We start from the raw sequence: 22,618 nt of genomic DNA on the forward strand, positions 1-22,618 counted from the left end.
GAGCGACGGACTGTTAATCCGCAGGTCGCAGGTTCGAGCCCTGCTCGGGGAGCCAAAATTTCAAAAGCCACAATCTCCGGATTGTGGCTTTTTCCATTTTCGCTTCCGTTTTACAATCGGCCCACCCTCCCCATTGGAATAATAATGATTTCCAGACCGATTGCCTTTGCCGGGGGCGCCATCCTGCTCTGGGCCTCTCTGGCCGCGCTTGGCGCTCAAACACGCTCGCTTCCCCCTTTCTTCGTCGTCGGCGTCTGCCTGCTGATCGGCAGCCTGCTCAGCCTGCGCCATTACCGCGACTGGAAAGTCCCGATGCCCACCCTGCTGGTGGGGATCTACGGCTTGTTCGGCTATCACTTCCTGCTGTTCTTCGCGTTTCGGCACGCGCCGGCGATGGAAGCCAATCTGCTGAATTACCTGTGGCCGCTGCTGATCGTCATGCTCTCCCCCATCCTGGTGCCGGGCACCGTGCTGCATGGCCGCCACATCCTGGCCGGTGCGCTGGGCTTCAGCGGCGCGGCGCTGATCGTCAGCGGGGGCAAGCTCGCCTTGTCCAGCAGCCATCTCGCCGGTTATCTGCTCGCCATCGCCGCCGCCGTGGTGTGGTCCACCTTCAGCCTGCTGACCCGCAGGCTGCCCAGCTTTCCCAATAGCGCGGTGGGCGGCTTCTGCCTGCTGTCCGGCCTGCTCTCCTTGCTGTGTCACGCCCTGTTCGAACCCAGCGTCGCCCCCAGCGCCGGCCAATGGCTGGCCCTGATCCTGCTCGGCATCGGGCCGATGGGCGGCGCCTTCTTTCTATGGGACCGCGCGCTCAAGGAAGGCGACCCCAGGCAGATCGGCTCCCTGTCCTACGCCACGCCGCTGCTGTCCACCTTGCTGCTGATAGGCAGCGGCCAGGGTCAATTGAACGCCGTCGCTCTGACCGCCATCGTGCTCATTCTTGGCGGCGCCTTGCTTGGCAGCCTGCCCGTCCGCTCACGCTCAGCCGCTTGATAGAAAGACCCGCGGTGGAGCGACGGCGGCCGAATGTCCTATAATGCTTAACGCTATTTAAACAGAGGCCAACCATGTCCATTATTAAAGAATTCAAAGAATTTGCCATGAAAGGCAATGTCATCGATCTGGCGGTCGGCGTCGTCATCGGCGGCGCTTTCGGCGCCATCGTCAAATCGCTGGTCGACGATGTGATCATGCCCCCAATCGGCCTGTTGATCGGCAACGTCGATTTCTCCAATATGTTCTTCGTGCTAAAAGAAGGCAGCAAACAGCTTGGGCCTTATGTGTCCGTGGCCGCGGCCAAACAGGCCGGCGCCGTCACGCTGAATATCGGCCTGTTCATCAATGCCATGGTCAGCTTCACCATCGTGGCTTTCGCCATCTTCATGCTGGTCAAGGCCATCAATCGGCTGAAGCGCGAAGAACCGGCCGCCGCGCCGGCCCCCGCCACCAAGGAATGCCCGTTCTGCGTGTCCAGCATTCCGGAAAAAGCCTCTCGATGCCCGCAGTGCACGTCTCAACTCTAAGAGCGGAGATTGCCCCGCTACGCCAACTGATTTAGAATCGGCTGGTTCTGGGGGAGTAGCCTCGGCGCGGTTTTCAGCGCCGGCATGCGTCAACAGGCTTGGCCATCACGGCCATGGCGCATGCGACGAAAACTTCCGTTTGGCAAGACCCATGACATGTCTGCGCAACGCGGGGCTGCGGCGCGGGCTTGTCATGGCGTATGCGCAGCCCCCGGAGTTTTCATGGAAGCCTTCCTTATTTCCACCGGCATCGTCGCTTTGGCTGAAATCGGCGACAAAACCCAATTGCTCGCCCTGATGCTGGCCGGCCGCTACCGCAAACCCATGCCCATCGTTCTGGGCATCTTCGTCGCCACCTTGCTCAATCATTTCGCCGCCGCCGCGGTGGGTCACTGGCTGATGAGCAAGATAGGACCGGACTTCATGCGTTGGGGCTTGGGTCTTTCCTTTCTCGCCATGGCGGGCTGGATGCTGATTCCGGACAAGCTGGATGAAGACAGCCGGCTCATGGAGCGCTTCGGCGTGTTCGGCACCACCTGTATCGCTTTCTTTATCGCGGAAATGGGCGACAAGACGCAACTGGCCACCGTCGCGCTGTCCGCGCGCTTTCCTGAGGCCTTGCTGTTGGTGGTGGCCGGCACGACGCTGGGCATGATGCTGGCCAATGTGCCCGCGGTGCTCTTGGGCGAGGTGGCCGCGAAGAAGCTGCCGCAAAAGTTGGTGCACACCATTGCCGCGCTCTTGTTCGCCGGCCTGGGCATTATCACCCTGCTAAGCCCGTTGCAGATCTGAGGCAACGCTCAAAACAAAACGGAGGCCGCGGCCTCCGTTTTGTTTTCCTGCCGACCTGCGGCGCTTCAAGTCCGAGCGGCTCCGCGCCCAAGCGCCTCCAACAGCTGCTCCGGGTTGAAGCCCAGGCGGAAGCCGCCCCAATGCTTGCCGGACAACATGATGGGCAGCACCACTTCCGACAGCACCTCACCGGTGTCGCGGGTATACGTCTGCAGCAGGAAGGATTGCGTGCTGCGCGCGGCCCGCAAACCGGCGGCATCGGCGAACTTGCGCTTGTCGCGGCTGTTGATCAGGTCCTTGGCCGCATCTCCGCTCAAGGGCAGGCTATACCAGCTATTGTGGGTCGGCGCGTAGCCGTTGGTGTCCACCGCCAGGCAGAACACGCCGCCGGGCACGGACTTGGCGGCGCGGTCGTACACCGGCTGCATCAGTTTTTCCAGCTTGGCGTCGTACTGAGTGCGGAACTTGGCCGGCTTGGCGCCGGCGATGGGCTGGTAGTTCTGATCGAACAGCGCCACGCCCGCGGCCAGTTGCGCGGCCATCATGGTTTGCAATTCATCCCGCGCCTCGCGGGCCGTTTGCATGATCTGGTCGAACTCGCCCTCGCCCAGAATGAAGCGCGCCACCAGTTGCTGCACCTGCTCCGCCGCGCCGGATAATTTGGTGGCCGAGTCTTCGGTATGGTTCAGACGGTCCGTCACCTGATGGCCCAGTTCGTGGATTTCCGCCACATGCAGATTGACCTGGCCATTGGAGGCGACGAACTCCGACATGGTGGCGGCGATCTGGCTGAGACTGCTCGCCGTGGTTTCGAAGTCTCCCATCATCTTGCTGAAATGGTCGGACGCCTTGGAGACGATCTCCCGCGCCGACTTGGTGTCCTCGGTGATCTGCGCGGTTTCCACCTGGGTTTCCGACACCAGCCCCAACATGCCGTCGATATTATGCGAAATCTCGTCGGTGGCCTTTTTGACCCGCTCGGCCAGTTTGCGCACCTCATCGGCCACCACGGCGAAACCGCGTCCGCTCTCGCCGGCCCGCGCCGCCTCTATCGCGGCGTTCAAGGCCAGCAGATTGGTCTGGTCCGACACGTCCTTGATCAGATCGACAATGGTCTTGATGCTGGAGGAGCGCTGACTCAGATCATCCACCGTGTGATTGAAATGCCCCACTTTCTGGTTGATGCCGTAGATGCTCTCCGCCACGGATTTGAGTTCGGCGTAGGATTCCCGCGCCACATCCAGATTGGCCAGCGTAGTGGACGAGATCGCCTGGGTTTGCTCAGTGACCTGGCCCACGCCCTCGGTGCTCTGATCGCTGGCGGCCCGGACCTGCGTCGCCAGCTGATCCTGCTTGCGCGCGCCCTCCAGCGATTCGACCACGTTCTTGCGGGTGCGCGCCGAATCCATCGCGATCCGCACCGTCATCAGCCGCACATTGCTGATGATCTCGCGCATTTTCAGCAGGAAACGGTTATACGACAGCGACAATTCGCGGATTTCGTCATGGGTGATGGTGGGAATGTCTCTGGACAGATCCCCCTCACCGGCGCCGATTTCATTGAAAATCCGGATAATCATTTTCAGCGGTCTGACGATGAGAAAGCGCAGATACCAGACCATGAAGGCGATGAAAGCGACGCTGACCACCCACAGCGCCATTGTCCAAAACAGCGCGCCGTCGATGCTGGACTCGATGCCGGCCAACACCTGGGGCGAAGCGACCTGCCCTTTCAGCGAACTCCGTATGTTTTCCAGCACATAATAGACATAAGCCACCATGCCCAGCTGAAACACGCTGATGAAAAAGAAACTGCACAATTTCTTGGTCAACGTATCCCAGAAAGTCTTTTCCACCAGGGTATACACGCGCCAGAACCACTGCATGACTTCTCCTCTTGCTCCGCAATCCCGTTCAGCGGCTGGTGCCGGCCCCGCGCCCTCCGGCGCTTCGGACCCGCCCGTCGCTGTTATCTAGAATTATTGTTGTTTATTGACTTCAGTCAGCCATGCTAAGCGATAGCGGCCTTGTTTTTGGAATAGTTGGCTGACTATTGATTATCATCAAATAGGCCATGTCAATGTATTACAAATCCCCGTTTCTGTGTTGCCTTCTCCACACCATCCAGCACTCCCGACCGCCAAACACCGGCACGCCCTCCGCCTGCGGCGCGCAACTCTCCAACACGAAAGCCGGCTCCAGCAAAGCGCTCAAGGCCGGCATGCCCAAGCCGAACGGCGGGCCGCGCGGCGTGTCCGCAATAAAGAACACTCCAAGCAGCGCGCCGCCGGGGCGCAACAAGCGCGCCATCTTTTCCGCATAGCGGACATGCAGGCGGGGCGGCAACGCGCAGAGAAAGGCCCGCTCGAACACCATGTCGAAAGACGGCGTTTCCTCAACGGCGAAAAAGTCCGCCTGCCGGATATGGGCGGCCGCCTGCGGCCACTGCGCGCGAGCGATCTCCACCGCCTGCGCGCTGAAATCGACGGCCAGCACCTGATGGCCGCAGTCCAGCAACAGGGGCAAGTCTCCGGCGCTGCCGCAACCGGGCAGCAAGATTCGACTGGCAGGCTGAGCTTGGAAAAACGCCAGGGCCTCCGGACTCAGCCGCGCGCCCTCCCAAGGCGTCACGCCGTCGCGATACCGCACATCCCAAAACTCGGTCAAAGAACTGTCCTGCGCCATCGCCTTCCCCTCGTTCTATTCAACGCCCGCCTGCTCGCGCAAAAAGGCGGCCACCTGCGCCGGACTCCAGCCGGCGCAATCGCGCTGACACGCCGGCTCTCCCGCCCGCAGCCAACGCAGGCAGTTCCCCTCCATGCGGAACCACAAGGGCAGGCAGGGCACGCTCATCCACTCGCCCCCGTCCTCGCCCTGATGAAGCTCCGGCAGGCAGGAGAACACCGCGGCGATCTTCAATCCGCGCTGACGCAGCGGCAGCTGCAACCACACCCGCTCCCGCTCCTCCGCGTCCATGAAGCACCACTGCGAGATCTCGTCGAAGCTGCGCGCGCAGCCGCGGCAGATATCGTCGCCCACCGCGGTGGAACACACGGCGATGCAAGGCGAATCAGGCCGCTCCGTCGTCATGCCCCGGCCCTTGAAACAATAATGTCATATTTCTTGACGCGCCAAACTAAAGTGTCAGATAAATGAATAGTCATAAAAATAAAATATCCGCTGTCATGACCCGCAATGAAACCTTGATTTTCCGCACCTTACGCCTGCTGCAGACCATGCACATCCAGTATCTGGACGAACACAAACTGTTTCAGGCGCTCTCGCGCGAATCCGGCGGCGAATACAGCGCGGCCGACGTTCACGAGCACCTAGTCTACATGCAGCAAAACGGCTTGCTCAAACCCGTCCGCACCGCGGACAACCATACCGCCTACGCGTTGGATTGGGGCGGCTACGATTATCTGGACCCCACCTGAAAAATAAAAAGGCAGCGCGAAGGCTGCCCAGGGTCCGCGGCGCGGCGACGCCCGCTTATAAATAATCCCGCATCCGGAAATAAGCCATGCCCAGCACCAAGGCCGGCGTGCGCAGCCATTTGCCGCCGGGGAAGGGATTATGACGAATCTTGGCGAACAGGTCGAAGCGCGAAGCATCTCCGGCCACCGCCTCCGCCACCACTTTGCCGGCCAGGCCGGTGATGTTGACGCCGTGCCCGGAAAAGCCTTGCAGATAATAGACATTGCCGTCCAAACGGCCAAAGTCAGGGGCGCGGTTCACCGTGATGTCGCAAAAACCGCCCCAGGCATAGTCGATCTTGACGTCGGCCAGTTGCGGAAACACCCGCAGCATATCGCTGCGCATGCCGTCGGCCAAATGGGCCGGCTCGCGTCCGGAGTAACTGACCTTGCCGCCGAACAATAAGCGGTGGTCGGCGGACAGACGATAGTAATCCAGCACGAAATTGGTGTCGCACACCGCCATATCGTTGGCGATCAAGGCCTCGGCCCTCTCCTTCCCCAAGGGCTCGGTGGCGATCACATAAGTGCCGGCCGGCATGATACGCCGTTCCAGCTCAGGCACCAGCGCGCCGATGTAGGAATTGCAGGCCAACACCAGCTGGTCGCAATTGACCACGCCCCGCTCCGTCGCCACTTGCGGCCGCATCCCCCGCTTCAGGCGCAGCGCCGGGCTTTGCTCGTAAATGGCGACCCCCGCCTCTCGCGCGGCGCGGGCCAGGCCCAGCGTGTAGTTCAATGGGTGCAGATGGCCGGAGCGCGGATCGTACAGCCCGCCCTGGTAGCGATCGCTGGCCAGCCGGGTCCTGAGTTCGTCCCGGTCCCACAGCTGCATGCCTCCATAGTCATAGGCCTGCGCCGCCTCTCGCTGCCAGTCCTCCAACTCCTGCATATGCCGCGGCTTGACCGCCACGCTGACATAGCCGCGCCGCCAATCGCAATCGATGCCGTGGCGGCGCACCCGTTGCTCGATGATGTCCACCGCCTCCACCGACATGTCCCACATCTGCTTGGCCAGGCTGTCGCCCAATTGCGCGCGCAGCGTGTCGACGCCGCAAGCGAATCCGGAAATCACCTGTCCGCCGTTGCGCCCCGAGGCGCCGAAGCCGATTTGCGCGCCCTCCAGCAGCGCCACGGAGAATCCGCGCTCGCGCAGATTCAGCGCCGCCGACAAGCCCGCCAGCCCGCCGCCCACCACGCAGACATCGCAGTCGACGACGCCTTCCAGCGCAGCCCCGGGCTCCCAGGGCAGAGCGGTGGCGGCGTAATAGGATGGAGCGTGAGCCTGATGGGCAAAGCTAAGCATGAAGACCTCTCAATGAAAACAGGAATGGCGGCCAAAGCCGGGCGGACCAAACGCCTCGGGAAAGAGAAGAAAAAGCGGATGCCATGCGGCATCCGCTGCGGCGCGTGCGCGGGCGCTAGCGCGTCAACACCACCGGTACATCCTGGCGCCAACTGACGAAGACCGGATCTCCCCAGGTCGGCGCGGTTTCGCCCGCATCATACCAGCGCGAAGACGGCACCACCGATTTGACGACCTTGCCGCTGGCCAGTTTCACGTGATAGATGGAATAACTGCCCAGATAGGCGATGTCCTCCACCACGCCGGCGGCGACATTGGGGCCCACCGGCAACGGCTTGATGTCCAGCCTCACGTCTTCCGGCCGAATGCTGGCCCAGACGTGCATGCCCTTGGGGCCGGTAATCCCGTGGTCGATGCGGATGTCCCCGCCCAGCTCCGGCGAGCGCACTTCGACCAGGTCCGGCTCGTCCACCACCACCGCGCCCTCGAAAATATTGCTCTCGCCGATGAATTCCGCGGTGAAGCGACAGCTGGGGTAATCGTAAATTTCGGACGGGGTGCCCACCTGCAGCAAGGAGCCTTCGCTCATGATGCCGATGCGGCTGGCCATGGTCATCGCCTCTTCCTGATCATGGGTCACCATGATGCAGGTCACGCCCACCTGTTCGATGGTATTGACCAGCTCCAGCTGGGTCTGCTGGCGCAGCTTCTTGTCCAGAGCGCCCAGAGGCTCGTCCAGCAGCAAGAGCTTGGGCCGCTTGACCAGGCTGCGCGCCAGCGCCACCCGCTGCTGCTGGCCGCCGGACAATTGATGCGGCTTGCGGTTGGCGTACTTGCGCATCTGCACCAGATCCAGCATCTTGCCCACCCGCTCCGCGATCTCCTCGCGCGGCACCTTGTCCTGTTTCAGGCCAAACGCCACGTTCTGCTCCACCGTCATATGCGGAAACAAAGCGTAGCTCTGGAACATCATGTTCACCGGCCGTTCGTACGGCTGCAGGCCCTGCATGTCCTCCCCGTCCAGGATGATGCGGCCAGAAGTCGGCGTCTCCATGCCCGCCAGCATGCGCAGCAAGGTGGACTTGCCGCAGCCGGAGCTGCCTAGCAGGGCGAAGATTTCATTTCTGCGGATATCCAGATCCACATGATCCACCGCGACATGATCGCCGAACTTTTTCAGTACGCCGGCAATGCGCAGATAAGCCTTGTCGGCATCGGCCTGGGTTCCGGCGGCCTGGGCGTTGTGGGCGGAAAAAGCGGCCTGGGCCGGTTTGGCGGCAATAGCTTGCGTCATTGAGTCGTTCCCTCTATTGCAATTCCGCAGCGGCGCGGGCCGGCTGCGTCCGCCGCGCGGGCCTCGTCTCGAGGCGGCGCGGCGGCAATCGAATGCCTTGCTGGATGATCGCGCCGGCCTGGGCCCGCGCGCATGGGTTCAAGAATCCGTCCGGCGTCCTGCGCCGGCCGGCGGTCCCGCCGCGAGAGCGCGTGGCCATGCCGCCACCGCCGTGCCTATTGCCAACATGATGTCTCCTCTGTACGGCGCTTAATGCGAACACGGCCCGGCGGCCGCGACGACGGCGAGCGCCTTTGTCGTTTTAGTCTTGAACAGAAGCCTATGCCACGTTTAATAAATTTGACAATATCTAGTGCAAACGCTCTCGAAAATTTATCGCCTCTGTGGCGCGCGCGCCTCACCCAGGCTGGCCGGTCAAACCCGAAAACCCGGCCCTTTCCCCTAAGACGCCGGCGGCGAAAACCCCACCATCATTGTTTAATTCGTCAAACACTTTACCCTTTTCCACCACTGGCGAATCGGCGCGCGCGGCGCCGCGTCCTCGCCACGCGTCCGCGTCGCCAGCAAATTGCCCCGCAAACGCCGACGCGCTCTAGAATGAAGCATGCATGTTGACGCCGCGCAACGCCTGACCAAAGGAATACCGCCATGCCCTATGCCGAAATCGCCGGACACAAGGTCTATTACGAACTCAGCGGACAGGGCGCCCAAGTTCTGGCGCTATTCAACGGCATCACCATGTCCACCGCCGCCTGGGCCCTGCTGCAGCCGCAACTGGAACCGCACTTCCAGCTATTGCGCTTCGACTTTCTCGGCCAAGGCCAAAGCGACCGCCCCGGCGGCAACAAATATCCGCTCAGCGAACAAGCCGACCTCGCCGCCGGTCTGTTGAATCATTTGGGCATTGCGGAGGTCTATCTCACCGGCTTGTCTTACGGCGGCATGGTGGCGCAGCACTTCGCCCATCGTCATCCCGAGCGCGTGTCGCGGCTGCTGCTGGCCGCCACGCTGGCCTGGGCCGACAGCGTCAACAACCATATCAGCGACAGCTGGATTGCGGCCAACCGCAGCGGCGGGCTGGATTTGCGTTACGCGGTCAGCGTGCCCTGGCTGTTTTCCAGCCGATTTCTCGCCAGCAACGCCGCCATGCTCGACGATATGAAGCTGATCGCCGGCATGGTGGACTGGGACGCGGTGATACGTCTGATCGCCGGCGTCACCGAGCACGACGCGCGCACCTGGCTGCACGAGCTGAGCATGCCCTGCCATATACTGGTTGGCGACGAAGACCGCCTGACGCCCTTGTATCAAGCCGAACTATTGCGCGAACGGCTGCCCGGCGCGCAGCTGGAAATTCTGCCGGGCACCGGCCATGTATTGCACATTGAGGCCGCGGACGCCTTTGTCCGCAGCATTATCCGTTTTGGCCACGGCTGAAACGCCCATCATCAGAACAAGGAGAACCGAATGACCGCCGAGTCCGTTTTGCTTGCCGTTGATTCAAAGGGAATCGCCACCATCACCCTCAACCGCGCGGAACTGCTGAACGCGCTGGACGACAGCAGCGTCGGCCTGCTGACCGCGATGCTGGAAACCCTGGCCGAAGACGCTAGCGTGCGCGCCGTGGTGCTGACCGGCAGCGGCATCAGCTTTTCCGCCGGCCACGATATCGACTGGATGCGACGGATGGCCGGTTTCGGCCGCGAGGAACTGGAGCGCCACGCCCGCCTGCTGGCCAAGCTGCTGCGCACGCTGGACACCTTGCCCAAACCCACCATCGCCAAGATACAGGGCTCCGCCTTCGGCTTGGGCGCGGGGCTGGTCGCCTGCTGCGACGTGTCCATCGCCAGCTCCGAAGCGCTGTTCAGCTTCTCCGACGTCAAGCTGGGCGTGATCCCCGCGCTGGTGGCGCCCTATATGGTCCGCGCCATCGGCGAGCGCTCGACGCGCCGCTACTTCATGACCGCGGAGCGTTTCAACGCCGGCAAGGCCAAACGCCTGGGGCTGGTGCATCAGGTGGTGGAAAGCGATGAGCTCGACATGGCGGTGGACTTCCTGATCAACCATCTGCTGATCAACAGCCCGGCGGCGATGCTGGAAGCCAAGCGGCTGCTGGCCGACATCGCCGGCCTGGGCGTCGGGGAAGACGGCATGGAAATCTGCATCCAGCGCATTGTCGCCATCCGCCTGAGCGAGGAAGGCCGCGAGGGCGTTCAGGCCATGCTGGAAACGCGCAAGCCCTCGTGGATGGATTGAACAAGCGGCGGGGAACGGCGCGGCTGGCCCTGCCGCGCCATGGGTGCGACAATGCGGCCAACTTCACCGCATTGTTGCCGCCATGTCCAACCACAGCTTCTTCTGGCACGATTACGAAACCTTCGGCGCCGTGCCGCGCCAGGATCGCCCCTCGCAGTTCGCCGGCATCCGCACCGACGCCGAGCTGAATGAAATCGGCGAACCGGTCATGCTCTACGCCCGGCCCGCGCCCGATTACCTGCCGTCTCCGGTGGCCTGCCTGCTGACCGGCATCACCCCGCAATGGTGTTTGCAGCACGGCGTGGCCGAGCACGAATTCGCCGGCGTGATCGAACGCGAGCTGGCGACGCCGGGCACCATAGGCGTCGGCTACAACTCTATCCGCTTCGACGACGAAGTCACCCGCTTCCTGTTCTGGCGCAATCTGATGGACCCCTATGCGCGCGAATGGCAGAACCAATGCGGCCGCTGGGATCTGCTGGACCTGGTCCGCGCCACCTTCGCGCTGCGCCCGGACGGCATCCAATGGCCGCAGCACGAGGATGGACGCCCCAGCTTCAAACTGGAGCATTTGAGCGCCGCCAACGGCCTGGCGCACGAAACCGCCCACGACGCCCTCTCCGACGTGCGCGCCACCATCGCGCTGGCGCGCCTGATCAAACAACACCAGCCCAAGCTGTTCGACTTCTACCTGTCGCTGCGCAAGAAAGACGCGGTTAAGGTCCAGCTCAGCCTCCACGCGCCCAAACCCGTGTTGCACGTTTCCGGCATGTACGGCGCCGAGCGCGGCAATATGGCCGTGGTCTGGCCGCTGGCGGCCCACCCCTACAACGCCAACGAGGTGATTGTCTGGGACTTGGCCCACGACCCTCGCGAACTGCAAGGCCTGGGCTCGGACGCCATCCGAGAGCGCTTGTACACCCGCAGCGAAGATTTGCCGGAAGGCGTGCAACGTTTGCCGCTCAAAACCGTGCACATCAATAAATCGCCGTTCGTGGTCGCCAACCTCAAGGTGTTGAGCCCGGAGCGCGCCGCGCACTGGGGCGTGGACATGGAGCAGGTTCAGCGCCACGCCGACTACGCCGGCGCGCTGCCGGATCTGAGCCCGGTCTGGCGCAAGGTGTATAAGCGCGAAACCGGCGAGCCGCGCGACGTCGACGAAAATCTCTACGGCGGCTTCGTGTCCAACAACGATCGCAAAGTGCTGACCAAGCTGCGCCGCATGTCGGCCGACCAGTTGACCGGCGAGATGGCCTTCTTCGAAGACCCGCAACTGGCCGAACTCTTGTTCCGCTACCGCGCGCGCAACTTCCCGCGCTCCCTGTCCGGCGAAGAGCAAGAACGCTGGCAGACATGGCGTCAAGCCAAGCTCAACGGCGGACCCGGCCGCGATGTCCGGCAATTCCGCCAGGAACTGGAGGAAGCCCGCGCCGGCGAGCTGAGCGAAAAAGCGCAAGACGTGCTGGCGCAGCTGGAAGCCTACGCCGCGCAACTGTAAAAAAGTCGGTTCAAAGCCTGAGAGCAAGGGCGGGACAAGCCCTTGCGGCGGAGAAAACGGAATGCGCGCGCGGCGCAGGGCCTGTCTTCAGGGCTATAGCGTTCTCACATAACGCCTGGCGACGAATAAAGCCGCCAGGCTCAAACCCACAATCACAACCATCGCCAGCGTGGATGCGCCTTCATAACCCCAATAGTCGGACATGCCCTTCTCCTTAAAAGCGGTTCAATGTCTGCCGCGCGTCGGCGAGATGACTAGAACGGGGCCTTGAACCCGTCTTCGACATGCTCATGCGCCACGAGTACATTCCGCCTTGCTAGCCGTTATCGTCTTGTCTCGCTCTTGCTCGCGAGGCTTTGCGCGGGCATCTAGACCAAACCGGTCTGCCGCATGCGCTCCAGCCCGAACTCGCTGACCCGATAATTGAACAGCAGGCGCGCGCCCTCCTCCTGCCAACGCTCGCATAAGGCCACCACCAGACCGCTGGCGCTCAAATCCGCCAGGCAGGCCCTCACCATGCCCAGCCAGTAGGCGTCTTCCGGTTTGCGGTACTCCCGGCAAATGCGCCGGGCCAGATCCACGTCCCACAAGCCCGGCTGCCTGGCCAAAGCCTGCAGGATAAAACCCTTGATGTGCACCTTCACGCCCCGCCCTCCACATTGCGCACCGCGCCGGGATGGCGCTCGCTGTCCGACACCATGACGAAGCCGCCCAGAATCACCAGGGCCAAGCCGATCAGAAAATGCCACTCGGGAAAATTCAAAGTGAACGCGGCGGTGAACAAGGTGGCGAACAGCGCGTAGAAAGCACCGATCGCCTGGCCGCGCCCAACGCCGATCAAGGGAAAGGATTTGTACCAGGCCACGGCGCAGAAAGCGAAACTGAGCCCGCCCACCGTCAGATAGAGCATAGGCCGCCACGACCACAGCTCGCCGGCCAGCGCATACACCGGCAAGGGCGTCAGCCAGGCCAGCGCCGGCAGAATCAGCAGCAGCCAATACAGGGCCTCGGCCAGATAGCGGATCGCCACCCCGCAATCGGGATCGGTCACATCCATCGCCCGTCCGACGATGGCGCCCTCCAGTCCCCAGCCCAGCGCCGCCAGCGCGCCGCCCAGATAGCCCAGCCAGCGCGCGTCGCCGTCGCCGCTCAGGTCCCCAAGCAGGCCCGGCGCGTAAATCGCCGCTCCGCCCAGCACGATGACCGCGATGCCCAGCGCCGCGCGCCGGTCTATCCGCTCGCGGTACCACAAGCGCGCCAAGGCCGCGCCCACCACCGGATACAACAGGCCCGCCACCGCGGCGAACACCGCGCCCACATAACCCATCGCCAGATATGAGCCGAAATTGGCCATCAGGCCGCCCAAGACCGCGGCCAGGAAATACCACTTGGAAATGCCGCCGAAGCGCCATAGCGTGCGGAAGAAGTCGGCCAGCTTGCCCAAGGCCGCCAGCCACAACAATTGAAACGCCGCCACCAGGCAGGCGTGAAAGGCCGTCAACACCGCGGCCGCCATCAGAAACCACTCCGGCCGCCCCCGCGTCAGCCCGGCCAGCGGCGCCTCGTGCCACACCGCGGCGCCGGGCACATACCATGCGCCCCACAACACCGCCGCCCACAAGGCCCAGCCATAACCCCAGCGGGTTCGGCGGCGAAGATACTGCTGTCTGTGCATGCTGTTCATAGCGCGTCAGCTCCTGTTGTCGGACGCCGCCCAAGCTTCCAGCGGCGCCTATTCTGGGTTCGAACGCAACAAGACGAAATCCATCTGCCTTGCCAGACGAGGGTCAAAAATTACCATAAGTTAATTTTTTCACCAACAGTCAATTAGTCCACACCCGGCCGCGGCCGAGATCAGCGCGCGCCCAAAGCGCCGATCAGGCGGCTGAGCGCGCCGTCGCTCCCGCGCTGCGCCACCAGCGACAAGACCAGCGGCAAAGTCTTGCCGCCCTCGCCGTGCCACGACACATCCAGCTGCGCGCGGCTGGAAATATTGAAAATCGCCTCCAGGCTGTCCAGCCACCCCTGCCGCGAGGCGATGCGCAAACCGTCCAGAAAGCGCTGCTCCGTCGTCTCCTCCAAAGCCTCGCCGAACAATAGCCGCGCGGCCTGCGGCGACAAGCGCAGCCGCCCGGCGCCCAGATCCCATTCCCAACTGGCCATGCCGATGGACTGCAGCGCCAATTCGCTGCGCAACCGGGCCTCCTCCTGCGCGCGGCGCGCCTCGCGCCGCGCGGCCACCTCCTCCACCGCGGCGATCAAATGCCAGGGCTCGCCGCTCACCGGGTGACGGCTCAGCGAGGCGCTGACGTTCACCCAGATATGGCCGCCCTGTTTGCGCAGCAAGCGTTTCTCCAGCGAAAAACTGGCGACCTCTCCGCTCAGCAACTGATCCAGCCGCAGCAGATTGTCCTCCAGGTCTTCGGGGTGGGTCAGTTGCTGGAAGCTCATCCCCTCCATCTCCCACGGCGCGTAGCCCGTCATCTCGGCCAGACGGCGATTCACCTTGAGCCATCGACCATCCAGGCCCAGATGCGCCAGGCCCAGCGCCGCCTGCTCGAAGACCTCGCGGAAACGCTCCTCGCTTTCGCTATAGGCCACCGCGGCTTGCCGGCTGTCGGTGACGTCCTGAGCCGCGCCTATCATGGCCTCCGCCCGTCCTTCCCCGTATAGAACCTCGCCCTCCTCGTGAATCTGGCGGCGGCGGCCGTCCGGCAGCAGGATGCTGTACTCCACGCAATAGGGCTGGCGCTCATCGATCGCCCGCCGGATGGCCCGATCGATGCGATCTCGGTCCTCCGGCGCCATCGCGGCGAAGTAACGCTCCATCGTCACCTTGAAGGCCTGCGGCTGCCAGCCGAAAATCCGGTAAGCCTCATCCGACCAGATGCAGTCGTCCTTGCGCACATCCCAGAACCAACTGCCCAAATGGGCGATGGACTGCGCCTTGTCCAGGATGGCCTGGTTCTGACGCAAGGCCTGCTCGGCCAGGCAACGCTGGGTGATGTCGAAGCTGACGCCTATCATCTTCACCGGACGGCGGTCGGCGTCCAGCACGCAGGTGGCGCGCGAGGCGATCCATCTCGTGTCGCCCGCCGGCCAGCGCACGCGGAACTCGGCCTCGTAAGCCGCGCCGGAGTTCAGGCACGCCTCCAGTTTGGCGCGCAAGGCCGGCGCGTCGGCCGGATCCAGCGCCAGCCAGAAATCGGACAGCAGGCGCACCGGGCGGCCAAACAAGTGCTCGGCGTTGGCGGAGTAAGCCACCGCGTCGCTCAGGATGTTCCACTCCCAGGTGACGATGCCGGACACCTTCTGCGCGAACTTCATCCGCGCTTCGCTTTCCATGATCTCCGCCAGATGCTTGCGGCGGATCTCGGTCAATTGCGCATCCGTCGTCGTCGCCGTCGCCAAATCCAGCACCGCCTGCTCGCCGTAGCGCAGCCAGATCCAGTTCACGCCCAGAAAATCCGCCAACACCCGCAGTTTGCGATATTCGATTTCCCCGCCGCGCGTCCATTTGTGCACGGCGGCGGACGATACGCCCAGGGCTTCCGCCACCTGTTTAAGCATGACGCGCTTGCGCCCCAGCACCTCCTTCAGGCGGGTGGCGAAGGTTTCATCCCCGACGGGAACAAGGGTTTGGCTGACTTGATTTAACGACACGCAACTGGTCGCGGCGACGGCCGCGCCTCCTGGGTAATTGAATGCGAACACGGCGCGCCGATGCGCGCGCGCCACAGCCTGCGGCTGTCAGCCGGCCATGTTAACTCAGGCCGGAAAAATCCCGAAGCAAAGCAAAAGCCCGACAGCCAAGCAAGCCAGGCCGGCCTCCGGACCCGGCTTGAACCTCGCCAATATAGCCAAACTCAATACATCCACTATTGCCATAGCTGATTACGGATTGCCGGCCGCGCCGAATCGACACTACAATTAAACCAAAGGTAAATTTATTTACCAATAGTTAATTTCATCTCTTGCGTGAGGCTGCCATGATCTCTACCCAGCTCTTCATCGATGGCCAATGGCGCGACGCCGCCAAGGGGCAAACCCGTCAGATTCTCAATCCCTGCGACGAAAGCGAGATCGCGGTCGCCGCGGACGGCGGCCGCGCCGATGCGCAGGCCGCCATCGCCGCCGCCCGCGCGGCGTTTGATCACGGCCCCTGGCGGCTCCCCCCCCAGCGCCAACGCAGCCGCCTGCTGCTGGACATCGCCCAACTGGTGGAGCGCGACAGCGAGCGCCTCGCCGAACTGGAGACGCTGAACACCGGCAAAACCCTGAGCGAGAGCCGCACCGATATGGGCGACATCGCCGCCACCTTCCGCTATTTCGCCGGCCTGGTGGCCACCGAGAACGGCCAGGTCAACCCGGCGCCCGAGCAGGTGATCAGCCGCACCCTGCACGAGCCGGTGGGCGTCTGCGGCCTGATCACCCCGTGGAACTACCCCTTGCTGCAAGCGGCCTGGAAGATCGCGCCGGCGCTGGGCGCCGGCAATTGCGTCGTGCTCAAGCCCAGCAGCCTGACCCCGCTCAGCAGCTGGCGCTTCACCCAGCTGCTGACCGAGCTGGATTTGCCGCCGGGCGTGTTCAACCTGGTCAGCGGCGGCGCCGAGGCGGGCGCCGAACTGGCGGAGCATCCCGACGTGGATCTGCTGTCCTTCACCGGCGGCGCTCAGGCGGGGGCCAGCATCATGCGCGCCGCCAGCGCCAACTTCAAACGCATCGGCCTGGAGCTGGGCGGCAAGAACCCCAACATCGTCTGCGCCGACGCCGACCTCGACGCCGCCGTCGACTACGCGCTGAACGCCGCCTTCTTCCACGCCGGCCAGGTCTGCTCGGCCGGTTCGCGGCTGCTGCTGCAAAACGAGATTCACGACGACTTCGTGAACCGGCTGGCGGAACGGCTGCCGCGCATCGTCGTCGGCCCCGGCCAGCAGCCGGACACCCAGATGGGGCCGGTGCAGTCCGCCCAGCAGCACGACAAGATCCTGAGCCTGATCTCCGCCGGCGTGGAGGAAGGCGCCCGCCTGGTCTACGGCGGCGGCCGTCCGGACGGCGAACGCTATCGCAAAGGCTATTGGCTGCAGCCCACGCTGCTGGTCGACGTCCACGCCGACATGCGCATCGCCAAAGAGGAGATTTTCGGCCCGGTCATCACCGTGGAGCGCTTCCGCGACGAGGCCGAGGCGCTGCGGCTGGCCAACGACACGCCCTACGGCCTGGCGGCGGCGGTGTGGACGCGGGATCTGGCCCGCGCCAACCGCATGAGCCGCGCGCTGCGCTTCGGCACCGTCTGGGTCAACGACTACCACCCCTATTTCCCCGAAGCCCCCTGGGGCGGCTTCAAATCCAGCGGCATCGGCCGCGAGCTGTCGCGCATCGGCCTGGACGAGTACACCGAGCTCAAGCACAGCTACATCAATCTGGCGCCCAAGCCGATGGGGTGGTTTGGCGCCTGAGGGTCCATTCACCCGGTACCGCCTTCGTTCACCGATAAGGAGAATCAAGATGAGCACCACTCAGGAATTCGACTACATCATCGTCGGCGCCGGCTCCGCCGGCGGCGTGCTGGCGGCGCGGCTGAGCGAAGACAGCGGCGTCAAGGTGCTGCTGCTGGAAGCCGGCGGCCCGGACTGGCGTCTGGACTGGCGCACCCAGATGCCGGCGGCCCTCGCCTACCCCTTGCAAGGCCGCACCTATAACTGGGCCTATCTGACCGAGCCTGAGCCGCATATGGGCGGACGCCGCATGGCCCAGGCGCGCGGCAAGGGCCTGGGCGGCTCCTCGCTGATCAACGGCATGGTCTATATCCGCGGCAACGCGCTGGACTACCAGGGCTGGGCCGAATTGCCCGGGCTGGGCGACTGGAGCTACGCCGACTGCCTGCCCTATTTCCGCAAGGCGGAAAGCTACGACAAGGGCGCAAACGACTACCACGGCGGCGACGGGCCGCTGCACGTCACCACGCCCAAGGCCGGCATCAGCCCCTTGTTCGAAGCCTTCATCCAAGCCGGCGAACAAGCCGGCTACGCCCGCACCGACGATCTGAACGGCTATCGTCAGGAAGGCTTCGGCCCCATGGACCGCACCACCACCGCCCAGGGACGGCGCTGCAGCGTGTCGCTGGCCTATCTGGACGCCGCTCGCGACCGCGCCAATTTCTCGGTGCGGACCCGCGCGCTGGCGGACCGCATCCTGTTCGACGGCGCGCGCGCCGTCGGCGTGCAATACCTGCAAGGCGGCCGCAGCCATCGCGTTCGCGCCCTGCGCGAAGTCATCGTCTGCAACGGCGCGATCGCCTCGCCGCAGTTGCTGCTGCGCTCCGGCGTCGGCGACGCCGCCGAACTCGGCCGCCACGACATCGGCGTGGTCGCCCACCTGCCCGGCGTGGGCGCCAATCTGCAGGACCATCTGGAAATGTATCTGCAGTACGAATGCCTGCGTCCGGTGTCGCTATACCCGTCCTTGCGCTGGTGGAACAAGGCCCGCATCGGCGCTCAGTGGTATCTGAACGGCAGCGGTCCGGGCGCCAGCAATCACTTCGAGGCCGGCGGCTTCATCCGCAGCGACGAGCGCTTCGCCTTCCCCAATCTGCAATACCACTTTCTGCCGCTGGCGGTGAATTACGACGGCAGCCACGCCGTCAAGATGCACGGCTTCCAATGCCACGTCGGCTCGATGCGCTCGCCCAGCGTCGGCCACGTCAAGCTGGCCAGCCGCGACCCGCGCGACAAGCCGCTGCTGCAATTCAACTATATGGCGCACGACACCGACTGGCGGGAGTTCCGCGCCGCGGTGCGGCTGACGCGCGAGATCGTCGGCCAGCGCGCGCTTTCCGCCTTCCGCGGCCGGGAAATCCAGCCGGGCGACAAGGTCGCCAGCGACAGCGAGATCGACCGCTTCGTCAAAACCCACGCCGAAACCGCGCTGCATCCGTCCGGCACCTGCAAGATGGGCAGCGCCGCCGATCCGACTGCGGTGGTGGATCATCAGGGCCGCGTGCACGGCCTGACCGGCCTGCGCGTGGTGGACGCGTCCATCATGCCGCGCATCGTCACCGGCAATCTGAACGCGCCCACCATCATGATGGCGGAGAAGATCGCCGACCTGATCCGCCAACTGCCGCCGCTGCCGCGCTCGAACGCGCCGTTCTACCAGGCCGGCGGGGATCAAGACCCCGTCGCCGAAACGGCCGCGGCGCAAACCGCCCCCTTGTAAACGCCACGGCCCAAGGAGCCCATATGTACGACCTCATCGGCCTGATCGGCGTCATCAGCTATCTGGGCGCCTACTTGGGCAACCAGCTATTGGGCCTGCGCACCTCGGACCCTCGCTACTTCGCCTTGAACCTGATCGGGCCGGTCTGCATTCTGATTTCGCTGTCCAACCACTTCAACCTGGCGTCCTTCGTCAACCAGTGCATGTGGTTTCTGATCACCCTGGGCGGCTGGTGGCGCGCCAGCCGCCGCCGGGCGCTGCCGGCGCCCGAATCCGGGGCCTGAGCGCGTGTTTACCCTCTAGCGAGACCAGGCCTTGCGGCGGGGAACGCGGAAGCCACACATGGCGCACGGGCATTTTGCAGACGGTTCCAAGGCCCATGCCCACACCACCCTGTCGACGCGCAGCCCATCGTCGACACCTTGCGTGTCCTGGGCGGCACTGTCCGCCCATGGGCCGCTTATGCGACAATCCGTCGATTGAACCGCAAGACCCGCCCATGAACGACACCCCGCACGCCATCCTGCTGATGGGCCCCACCGCCTCCGGCAAAACCGGCCTGGCGCTGGAGCTGGCCCGCCATTTTCCGGTGGAGATCATCAGCGTGGACTCCGCGCTGGTCTATCGCGACATGGACATCGGCACCGCCAAGCCCAGCGCGGCGGAAATGGCGCAATGCCCGCACCATCTGATCGACATCATCAGCCCGCTGCAAAGCTATTCCGCCGCCCAGTTCCACGCCGACGCCAACCGGCTGATCCGCGAGATCAACGGCCGCGGCCGGCTGCCGCTGCTGGTGGGCGGTACCATGCTGTATTACAAGGCCTTGCTGGAGGGCTTGTCCGACCTGCCGCGCGCCGACGCGGCGCTGCGCGCTCAGCTGGACGCCGACGCGGCCCAGGCCGGCTGGCCGGCGATGCACGCGCGGCTGGCGCAACTGGACCCGGACACCGCCGCCCGCCTCAATCCCAATGATTCGCAGCGCATTCACCGCGCGCTGGAAGTCTGCCTGCTCAGCGGCGAGCCGATGTCGCGGCTGCTGGCGCGCGGCAAGGAAGCCGCGGCGGATTTTCGCCTGCTGTCGCTGGGCCTGGTGCCGGCGGAACGCGGCTGGCTGCACCAACGCATCGCGCAGCGTTTCGAACTGATGCTGGAACAGGATTTCCTGGCCGAAGTGCGGCGTTTGCGCGCCGCCTATCCGGCGCTGACGCTGGAGCTGCCGTCGATGCGCTGCGTCGGCTATCGCCAGGCCTGGGAATACCTGGACGGCGTCGGCGACGAGCAAACTTTCATCGACAAAGGCGTCGCCGCCACCCGCCAGCTGGCCAAGCGCCAGCTGACCTGGATGCGCAGTCTGGACCTGGTGCCGGTCAACGCCCAGCGGGACGGCCTGGCCGAACAGCTGGGCGCCGCCGTCGCCGCCTTCCAGGCCGGCGAGCCCCTGCCCGCCGGCCTGCGTTTCGACGGCGTGTATTAATCGCTCACCAGGGCCGGCTGGCCGACGCGCACAGCGGCACCACCGGCCCGTTGCTGCCGGTGTCCAGGAAGCCGTCGCTGATCCAGTCGCCGCCGCGGGTGCGGTTCCACACATCGGTGCGGCCCCACACCCCCTCCACCGCCTCGGCGCGCACATGGCACTGCAAGGCGACGCTGTCGCCGCGGCTGACCGCGCCGGTGATGCCGGCGCTCAGGCTGGGCGCGCTGCGCAGGTTCACCCTTCCCTCGCCCTTCGCCGGCGTCGCCACGCCGCTGGCGCCGGCCGGCGCGCCTCCGCCGCCGTAATTGTTCAGCAGGCCGCCGACATTGACCCGCGTCCCGTTGCGCAAGGCATAGCCCTGATAGGCGCGGTTGCCGGCGAAGAACTGCCAGCCGCCGAACAGCTTGCCGTTCACCGGCTCGGCCCGGCCCTGATACAAGAGGGAGAAATGCACGTGCGGGCCGGTGGTGCTGCCGCCGCACGGCAGGCCGTTGCCTATGGTGCCGAGATACGCGCCCGGATTGACCCGCGTTCCGTCCGCCAGCGTGTTCAAATTGATCATATGGTAGTAGGTGGACGAGAAGCCGTTGTCGTGCACCAGCTTGACTAAGCCGCTGCCGCCGCGCACGCAGCTCTTGTAGATCACCCCGGCCTGTGGCGCCAACACCCTGCCGTCGCCGCCGGCGAAGTCGATGGAATCGTAAGGCTGGCTTTCCCCGCTATAGCCGTGCGGGCCGCCGGTCATGCGCCAGGCCGCGCCTTGCCGCCACGGCAGGCCCAGACCGGTGGCGTTGGGCGCGAACGGCAAGCCCGGCCTGGCCGACTGGCTGCCCCAGGCGCGACGCTCGTCCGCGTTGAGCCAATCGGCCGGCGCCAGGCTCAGCATCGCGGCGAAGCCCGGACTGCCTTCCAGTTCCAGCGTCCAGCCCTGCGCGTCGCGGCGCGCCAGGAACAGCCTGGACACCGGCACATGATCCATCGCCGCGATCGTGGTCATCGTCGGCAGCGGCTGGGTCACCGATCCCAGCACCCAGCCGCCGTCGGCGCTATCGCGGTTGACCTCCACCAGCATGTCCAGCATCTCCCCCTTGGCCAGCGGCAGCATGGGCTGCAAGGCCTTGACCGCCGCCTGGCGCAATAAGGGGTCCGGCTGCTTCGATTCCGCCTGCGCGCCGCCGGCCAAGGCCGCCAATACGGCCATCATCAGAGCTGCTTGTTTCATTTCGGGCTCCATTCCTGGTTGGGAAAAACCAAAGCGACGCAATGCCAATAGCATTGCGCCGCAAACCATAGGGTTATAGAAAGCCCCATCCTTATTTCCTGCTGGCCTTTGGCTCAGCAGACAGCCGGCAAAAATCGATAAAAAAAGCCCACGTCGCAGGACGTGGGCGGTAGCGGCGGCGAGGCGATGTCAGCGCGCGGCCACCAGCTTGATTTCCACCTTCCAGGCCGGGTTGGCCAGTTTGGCCTCCACCGTGGCGCGCGCCGGCACATGGCCGGCCGGCACCCAGGCGTCCCAGGCGGCGTTCATCGCGTCGTAATCGGCCAGGCTGGCCAGGAAGATGGTGACGTCGACGATCTTGCTCTTGTCCGAATCCAGTTCCGCCAACAGCGCGTCGATCTGGCCCAGCACGTTTTCAGTTTGCGCCTTGGCGTCGGCCTCGGTGTTTTCCGGCACCTGGCCGGCCAGGAAGATCAGGCCGTTGGTGACCACGGCTTCTGCCAGACGCGCGCCCTGCTTGTGACGATAAATGCTCATGCGGATTCCCCTTGGGTGA

Annotated in this window: 21 protein-coding genes and 1 riboswitch; of the genes, 11 read left to right on the plus strand and 10 right to left on the minus strand. The window is 64.5% G+C overall.

Annotated features, from left to right (window positions below; translation table 11 throughout):
• Nucleotides 1–144: 144 nt before the first annotated feature.
• The 3 genes from ACODRW_RS16975 (at nt 145) to ACODRW_RS16985 (ending at nt 2,315) form a co-directional block, all read left to right on the plus strand.
• Entirely contained in the window at nt 145–993 is an 849-nt protein-coding gene (locus ACODRW_RS16975; protein WP_488906266.1) for a DMT family transporter, read from the plus strand.
• A gap of 74 nt (nt 994–1,067) precedes the next feature.
• A complete protein-coding gene (gene mscL, locus ACODRW_RS16980; RefSeq protein WP_107798407.1) occupies nt 1,068–1,523 on the plus strand; it encodes a large conductance mechanosensitive channel protein MscL in 456 nt (151 codons plus the stop codon).
• A gap of 38 nt (nt 1,524–1,561) precedes the next feature.
• Nucleotides 1,562–1,745: riboswitch (yybP-ykoY riboswitch) on the plus strand.
• The gene (locus ACODRW_RS16985) at nt 1,746–2,315 is read left to right on the plus strand and encodes a TMEM165/GDT1 family protein (RefSeq protein WP_253315029.1); all 570 of its coding nucleotides are present in this window, start codon (nt 1,746–1,748) and stop codon (nt 2,313–2,315) included. It abuts the riboswitch before it with no gap.
• 65 nt (nt 2,316–2,380) lie between these two features.
• Here ACODRW_RS16985 and ACODRW_RS16990 read toward each other — a convergent pair whose 3' ends face one another.
• From ACODRW_RS16990 to ACODRW_RS17000, 3 genes are all read right to left on the minus strand, one after another.
• Entirely contained in the window at nt 2,381–4,201 is a 1,821-nt protein-coding gene (locus tag ACODRW_RS16990) for a methyl-accepting chemotaxis protein (RefSeq protein ID WP_488906267.1), read from the minus strand.
• A gap of 199 nt (nt 4,202–4,400) precedes the next feature.
• The gene (locus ACODRW_RS16995) at nt 4,401–4,982 is read right to left on the minus strand and encodes a methyltransferase domain-containing protein (RefSeq protein ID WP_488906268.1); all 582 of its coding nucleotides are present in this window, start codon (nt 4,980–4,982) and stop codon (nt 4,401–4,403) included.
• Between the two features lie 33 nt (nt 4,983–5,015).
• On the minus strand, nt 5,016–5,405 hold the full coding sequence (locus tag ACODRW_RS17000; protein WP_107798403.1) for a DUF1289 domain-containing protein: 390 nt from the start codon (nt 5,403–5,405) through the stop codon (nt 5,016–5,018).
• A 95-nt stretch (nt 5,406–5,500) separates the two neighbouring features.
• Between ACODRW_RS17000 and ACODRW_RS17005 the strand changes: the two genes are divergently transcribed.
• Nucleotides 5,501–5,752: a hypothetical protein gene (locus ACODRW_RS17005; RefSeq protein ID WP_107798402.1), complete on the plus strand. Its 252-nt coding sequence runs from the start codon at nt 5,501–5,503 to the stop codon at nt 5,750–5,752.
• Nucleotides 5,753–5,807: 55 nt separating this feature from the next.
• Here ACODRW_RS17005 and ACODRW_RS17010 read toward each other — a convergent pair whose 3' ends face one another.
• Together ACODRW_RS17010 and ACODRW_RS17015 are read right to left on the minus strand one after the other, a co-directional pair.
• Nucleotides 5,808–7,097, minus strand: a complete 1,290-nt coding sequence (locus ACODRW_RS17010) for an NAD(P)/FAD-dependent oxidoreductase (RefSeq protein ID WP_488906269.1) — start codon at nt 7,095–7,097, stop codon at nt 5,808–5,810.
• 115 nt (nt 7,098–7,212) lie between these two features.
• Nucleotides 7,213–8,391, minus strand: coding sequence for an ABC transporter ATP-binding protein (locus ACODRW_RS17015; protein ID WP_488906270.1), 1,179 nt, complete (start codon nt 8,389–8,391; stop codon nt 7,213–7,215).
• Nucleotides 8,392–9,039: 648 nt separating this feature from the next.
• On the opposite strand from ACODRW_RS17015, the gene ACODRW_RS17020 reads away from it, so the two are divergent.
• The 3 genes from ACODRW_RS17020 (at nt 9,040) to sbcB (ending at nt 12,145) form a co-directional block, all read left to right on the plus strand.
• A complete protein-coding gene (locus ACODRW_RS17020; RefSeq protein ID WP_488906271.1) occupies nt 9,040–9,828 on the plus strand; it encodes an alpha/beta fold hydrolase in 789 nt (262 codons plus the stop codon).
• A 30-nt stretch (nt 9,829–9,858) separates the two neighbouring features.
• Entirely contained in the window at nt 9,859–10,647 is a 789-nt protein-coding gene (locus tag ACODRW_RS17025; protein WP_227107250.1) for an enoyl-CoA hydratase-related protein, read from the plus strand.
• Between the two features lie 82 nt (nt 10,648–10,729).
• Nucleotides 10,730–12,145: an exodeoxyribonuclease I gene (gene sbcB, locus ACODRW_RS17030; RefSeq protein ID WP_488906272.1), complete on the plus strand. Its 1,416-nt coding sequence runs from the start codon at nt 10,730–10,732 to the stop codon at nt 12,143–12,145.
• 368 nt (nt 12,146–12,513) lie between these two features.
• Here the strand turns inward: sbcB and ACODRW_RS17035 are convergent, their stop codons facing one another.
• The 3 genes from ACODRW_RS17035 to ACODRW_RS17045 all read right to left on the minus strand — a co-directional run bounded on the left by ACODRW_RS17035 (nt 12,514) and on the right by ACODRW_RS17045 (nt 15,808).
• Nucleotides 12,514–12,789 carry a hypothetical protein gene (locus tag ACODRW_RS17035; protein ID WP_107798394.1) on the minus strand — a complete coding sequence of 92 codons (276 nt, stop codon included), beginning with the start codon at nt 12,787–12,789 and terminating at the stop codon, nt 12,514–12,516.
• Nucleotides 12,786–13,829, minus strand: a complete 1,044-nt coding sequence (locus ACODRW_RS17040; RefSeq protein WP_488906273.1) for a DMT family transporter — start codon at nt 13,827–13,829, stop codon at nt 12,786–12,788. Before ACODRW_RS17040 ends, ACODRW_RS17035 begins: the two co-directional genes overlap by 4 nt.
• Nucleotides 13,830–13,999: 170 nt before the next feature.
• On the minus strand, nt 14,000–15,808 hold the full coding sequence (locus tag ACODRW_RS17045) for a PAS domain-containing protein (RefSeq protein WP_488906274.1): 1,809 nt from the start codon (nt 15,806–15,808) through the stop codon (nt 14,000–14,002).
• A gap of 326 nt (nt 15,809–16,134) precedes the next feature.
• Here ACODRW_RS17045 and ACODRW_RS17050 point away from each other — a divergent pair, with 326 nt between their 5' ends.
• The 4 genes from ACODRW_RS17050 (at nt 16,135) to miaA (ending at nt 20,840) form a co-directional block, all read left to right on the plus strand.
• Nucleotides 16,135–17,604, plus strand: coding sequence for an aldehyde dehydrogenase family protein (locus ACODRW_RS17050; RefSeq protein ID WP_488906275.1), 1,470 nt, complete (start codon nt 16,135–16,137; stop codon nt 17,602–17,604).
• A 49-nt stretch (nt 17,605–17,653) separates the two neighbouring features.
• Entirely contained in the window at nt 17,654–19,363 is a 1,710-nt protein-coding gene (betA, locus tag ACODRW_RS17055; protein WP_488906276.1) for a choline dehydrogenase, read from the plus strand.
• 23 nt (nt 19,364–19,386) lie between these two features.
• The gene (locus ACODRW_RS17060; protein WP_107798390.1) at nt 19,387–19,647 is read left to right on the plus strand and encodes a CBU_0592 family membrane protein; all 261 of its coding nucleotides are present in this window, start codon (nt 19,387–19,389) and stop codon (nt 19,645–19,647) included.
• A 215-nt stretch (nt 19,648–19,862) separates the two neighbouring features.
• Nucleotides 19,863–20,840: a tRNA (adenosine(37)-N6)-dimethylallyltransferase MiaA gene (miaA, locus tag ACODRW_RS17065; protein ID WP_253315038.1), complete on the plus strand. Its 978-nt coding sequence runs from the start codon at nt 19,863–19,865 to the stop codon at nt 20,838–20,840.
• A gap of 4 nt (nt 20,841–20,844) precedes the next feature.
• Here the strand turns inward: miaA and ACODRW_RS17070 are convergent, their stop codons facing one another.
• Together ACODRW_RS17070 and ACODRW_RS17075 are read right to left on the minus strand one after the other, a co-directional pair.
• Entirely contained in the window at nt 20,845–22,062 is a 1,218-nt protein-coding gene (locus ACODRW_RS17070) for a M23 family metallopeptidase (protein WP_235089705.1), read from the minus strand.
• 189 nt (nt 22,063–22,251) lie between these two features.
• Nucleotides 22,252–22,599 (minus strand): RidA family protein, encoded by a 348-nt coding sequence (locus tag ACODRW_RS17075; protein WP_107798387.1) that lies wholly within the window; start codon nt 22,597–22,599, stop codon nt 22,252–22,254.
• Between the last annotated feature and the right edge of the window lie 19 nt (nt 22,600–22,618).

It is taken from the genome of Chromobacterium sp. FG89 (assembly GCF_057808735.1).

Coding starts and splice junctions, on each gene's coding strand:
- ACODRW_RS17010 (WP_488906269.1), bottom strand. CDS start 7,097: ATGCTTAGCTTTGCCCATCAGGCTCACGCTCCATCCTATTACGCCGCC.
- ACODRW_RS17015 (WP_488906270.1), bottom strand. CDS start 8,391: ATGACGCAAGCTATTGCCGCCAAACCGGCCCAGGCCGCTTTTTCCGCC.
- ACODRW_RS17060 (WP_107798390.1), top strand. CDS start 19,387: ATGTACGACCTCATCGGCCTGATCGGCGTCATCAGCTATCTGGGCGCC.
- ACODRW_RS17025 (WP_227107250.1), top strand. CDS start 9,859: ATGACCGCCGAGTCCGTTTTGCTTGCCGTTGATTCAAAGGGAATCGCC.
- ACODRW_RS16990 (WP_488906267.1), bottom strand. CDS start 4,201: ATGCAGTGGTTCTGGCGCGTGTATACCCTGGTGGAAAAGACTTTCTGG.
- ACODRW_RS16985 (WP_253315029.1), top strand. CDS start 1,746: ATGGAAGCCTTCCTTATTTCCACCGGCATCGTCGCTTTGGCTGAAATC.
- ACODRW_RS17040 (WP_488906273.1), bottom strand. CDS start 13,829: ATGAACAGCATGCACAGACAGCAGTATCTTCGCCGCCGAACCCGCTGG.
- ACODRW_RS17070 (WP_235089705.1), bottom strand. CDS start 22,062: ATGAAACAAGCAGCTCTGATGATGGCCGTATTGGCGGCCTTGGCCGGC.
- betA (WP_488906276.1), top strand. CDS start 17,654: ATGAGCACCACTCAGGAATTCGACTACATCATCGTCGGCGCCGGCTCC.
- ACODRW_RS17005 (WP_107798402.1), top strand. CDS start 5,501: ATGACCCGCAATGAAACCTTGATTTTCCGCACCTTACGCCTGCTGCAG.
- miaA (WP_253315038.1), top strand. CDS start 19,863: ATGAACGACACCCCGCACGCCATCCTGCTGATGGGCCCCACCGCCTCC.
- ACODRW_RS17000 (WP_107798403.1), bottom strand. CDS start 5,405: ATGACGACGGAGCGGCCTGATTCGCCTTGCATCGCCGTGTGTTCCACC.
- ACODRW_RS17050 (WP_488906275.1), top strand. CDS start 16,135: ATGATCTCTACCCAGCTCTTCATCGATGGCCAATGGCGCGACGCCGCC.
- mscL (WP_107798407.1), top strand. CDS start 1,068: ATGTCCATTATTAAAGAATTCAAAGAATTTGCCATGAAAGGCAATGTC.
- ACODRW_RS17075 (WP_107798387.1), bottom strand. CDS start 22,599: ATGAGCATTTATCGTCACAAGCAGGGCGCGCGTCTGGCAGAAGCCGTG.
- sbcB (WP_488906272.1), top strand. CDS start 10,730: ATGTCCAACCACAGCTTCTTCTGGCACGATTACGAAACCTTCGGCGCC.
- ACODRW_RS16975 (WP_488906266.1), top strand. CDS start 145: ATGATTTCCAGACCGATTGCCTTTGCCGGGGGCGCCATCCTGCTCTGG.
- ACODRW_RS17020 (WP_488906271.1), top strand. CDS start 9,040: ATGCCCTATGCCGAAATCGCCGGACACAAGGTCTATTACGAACTCAGC.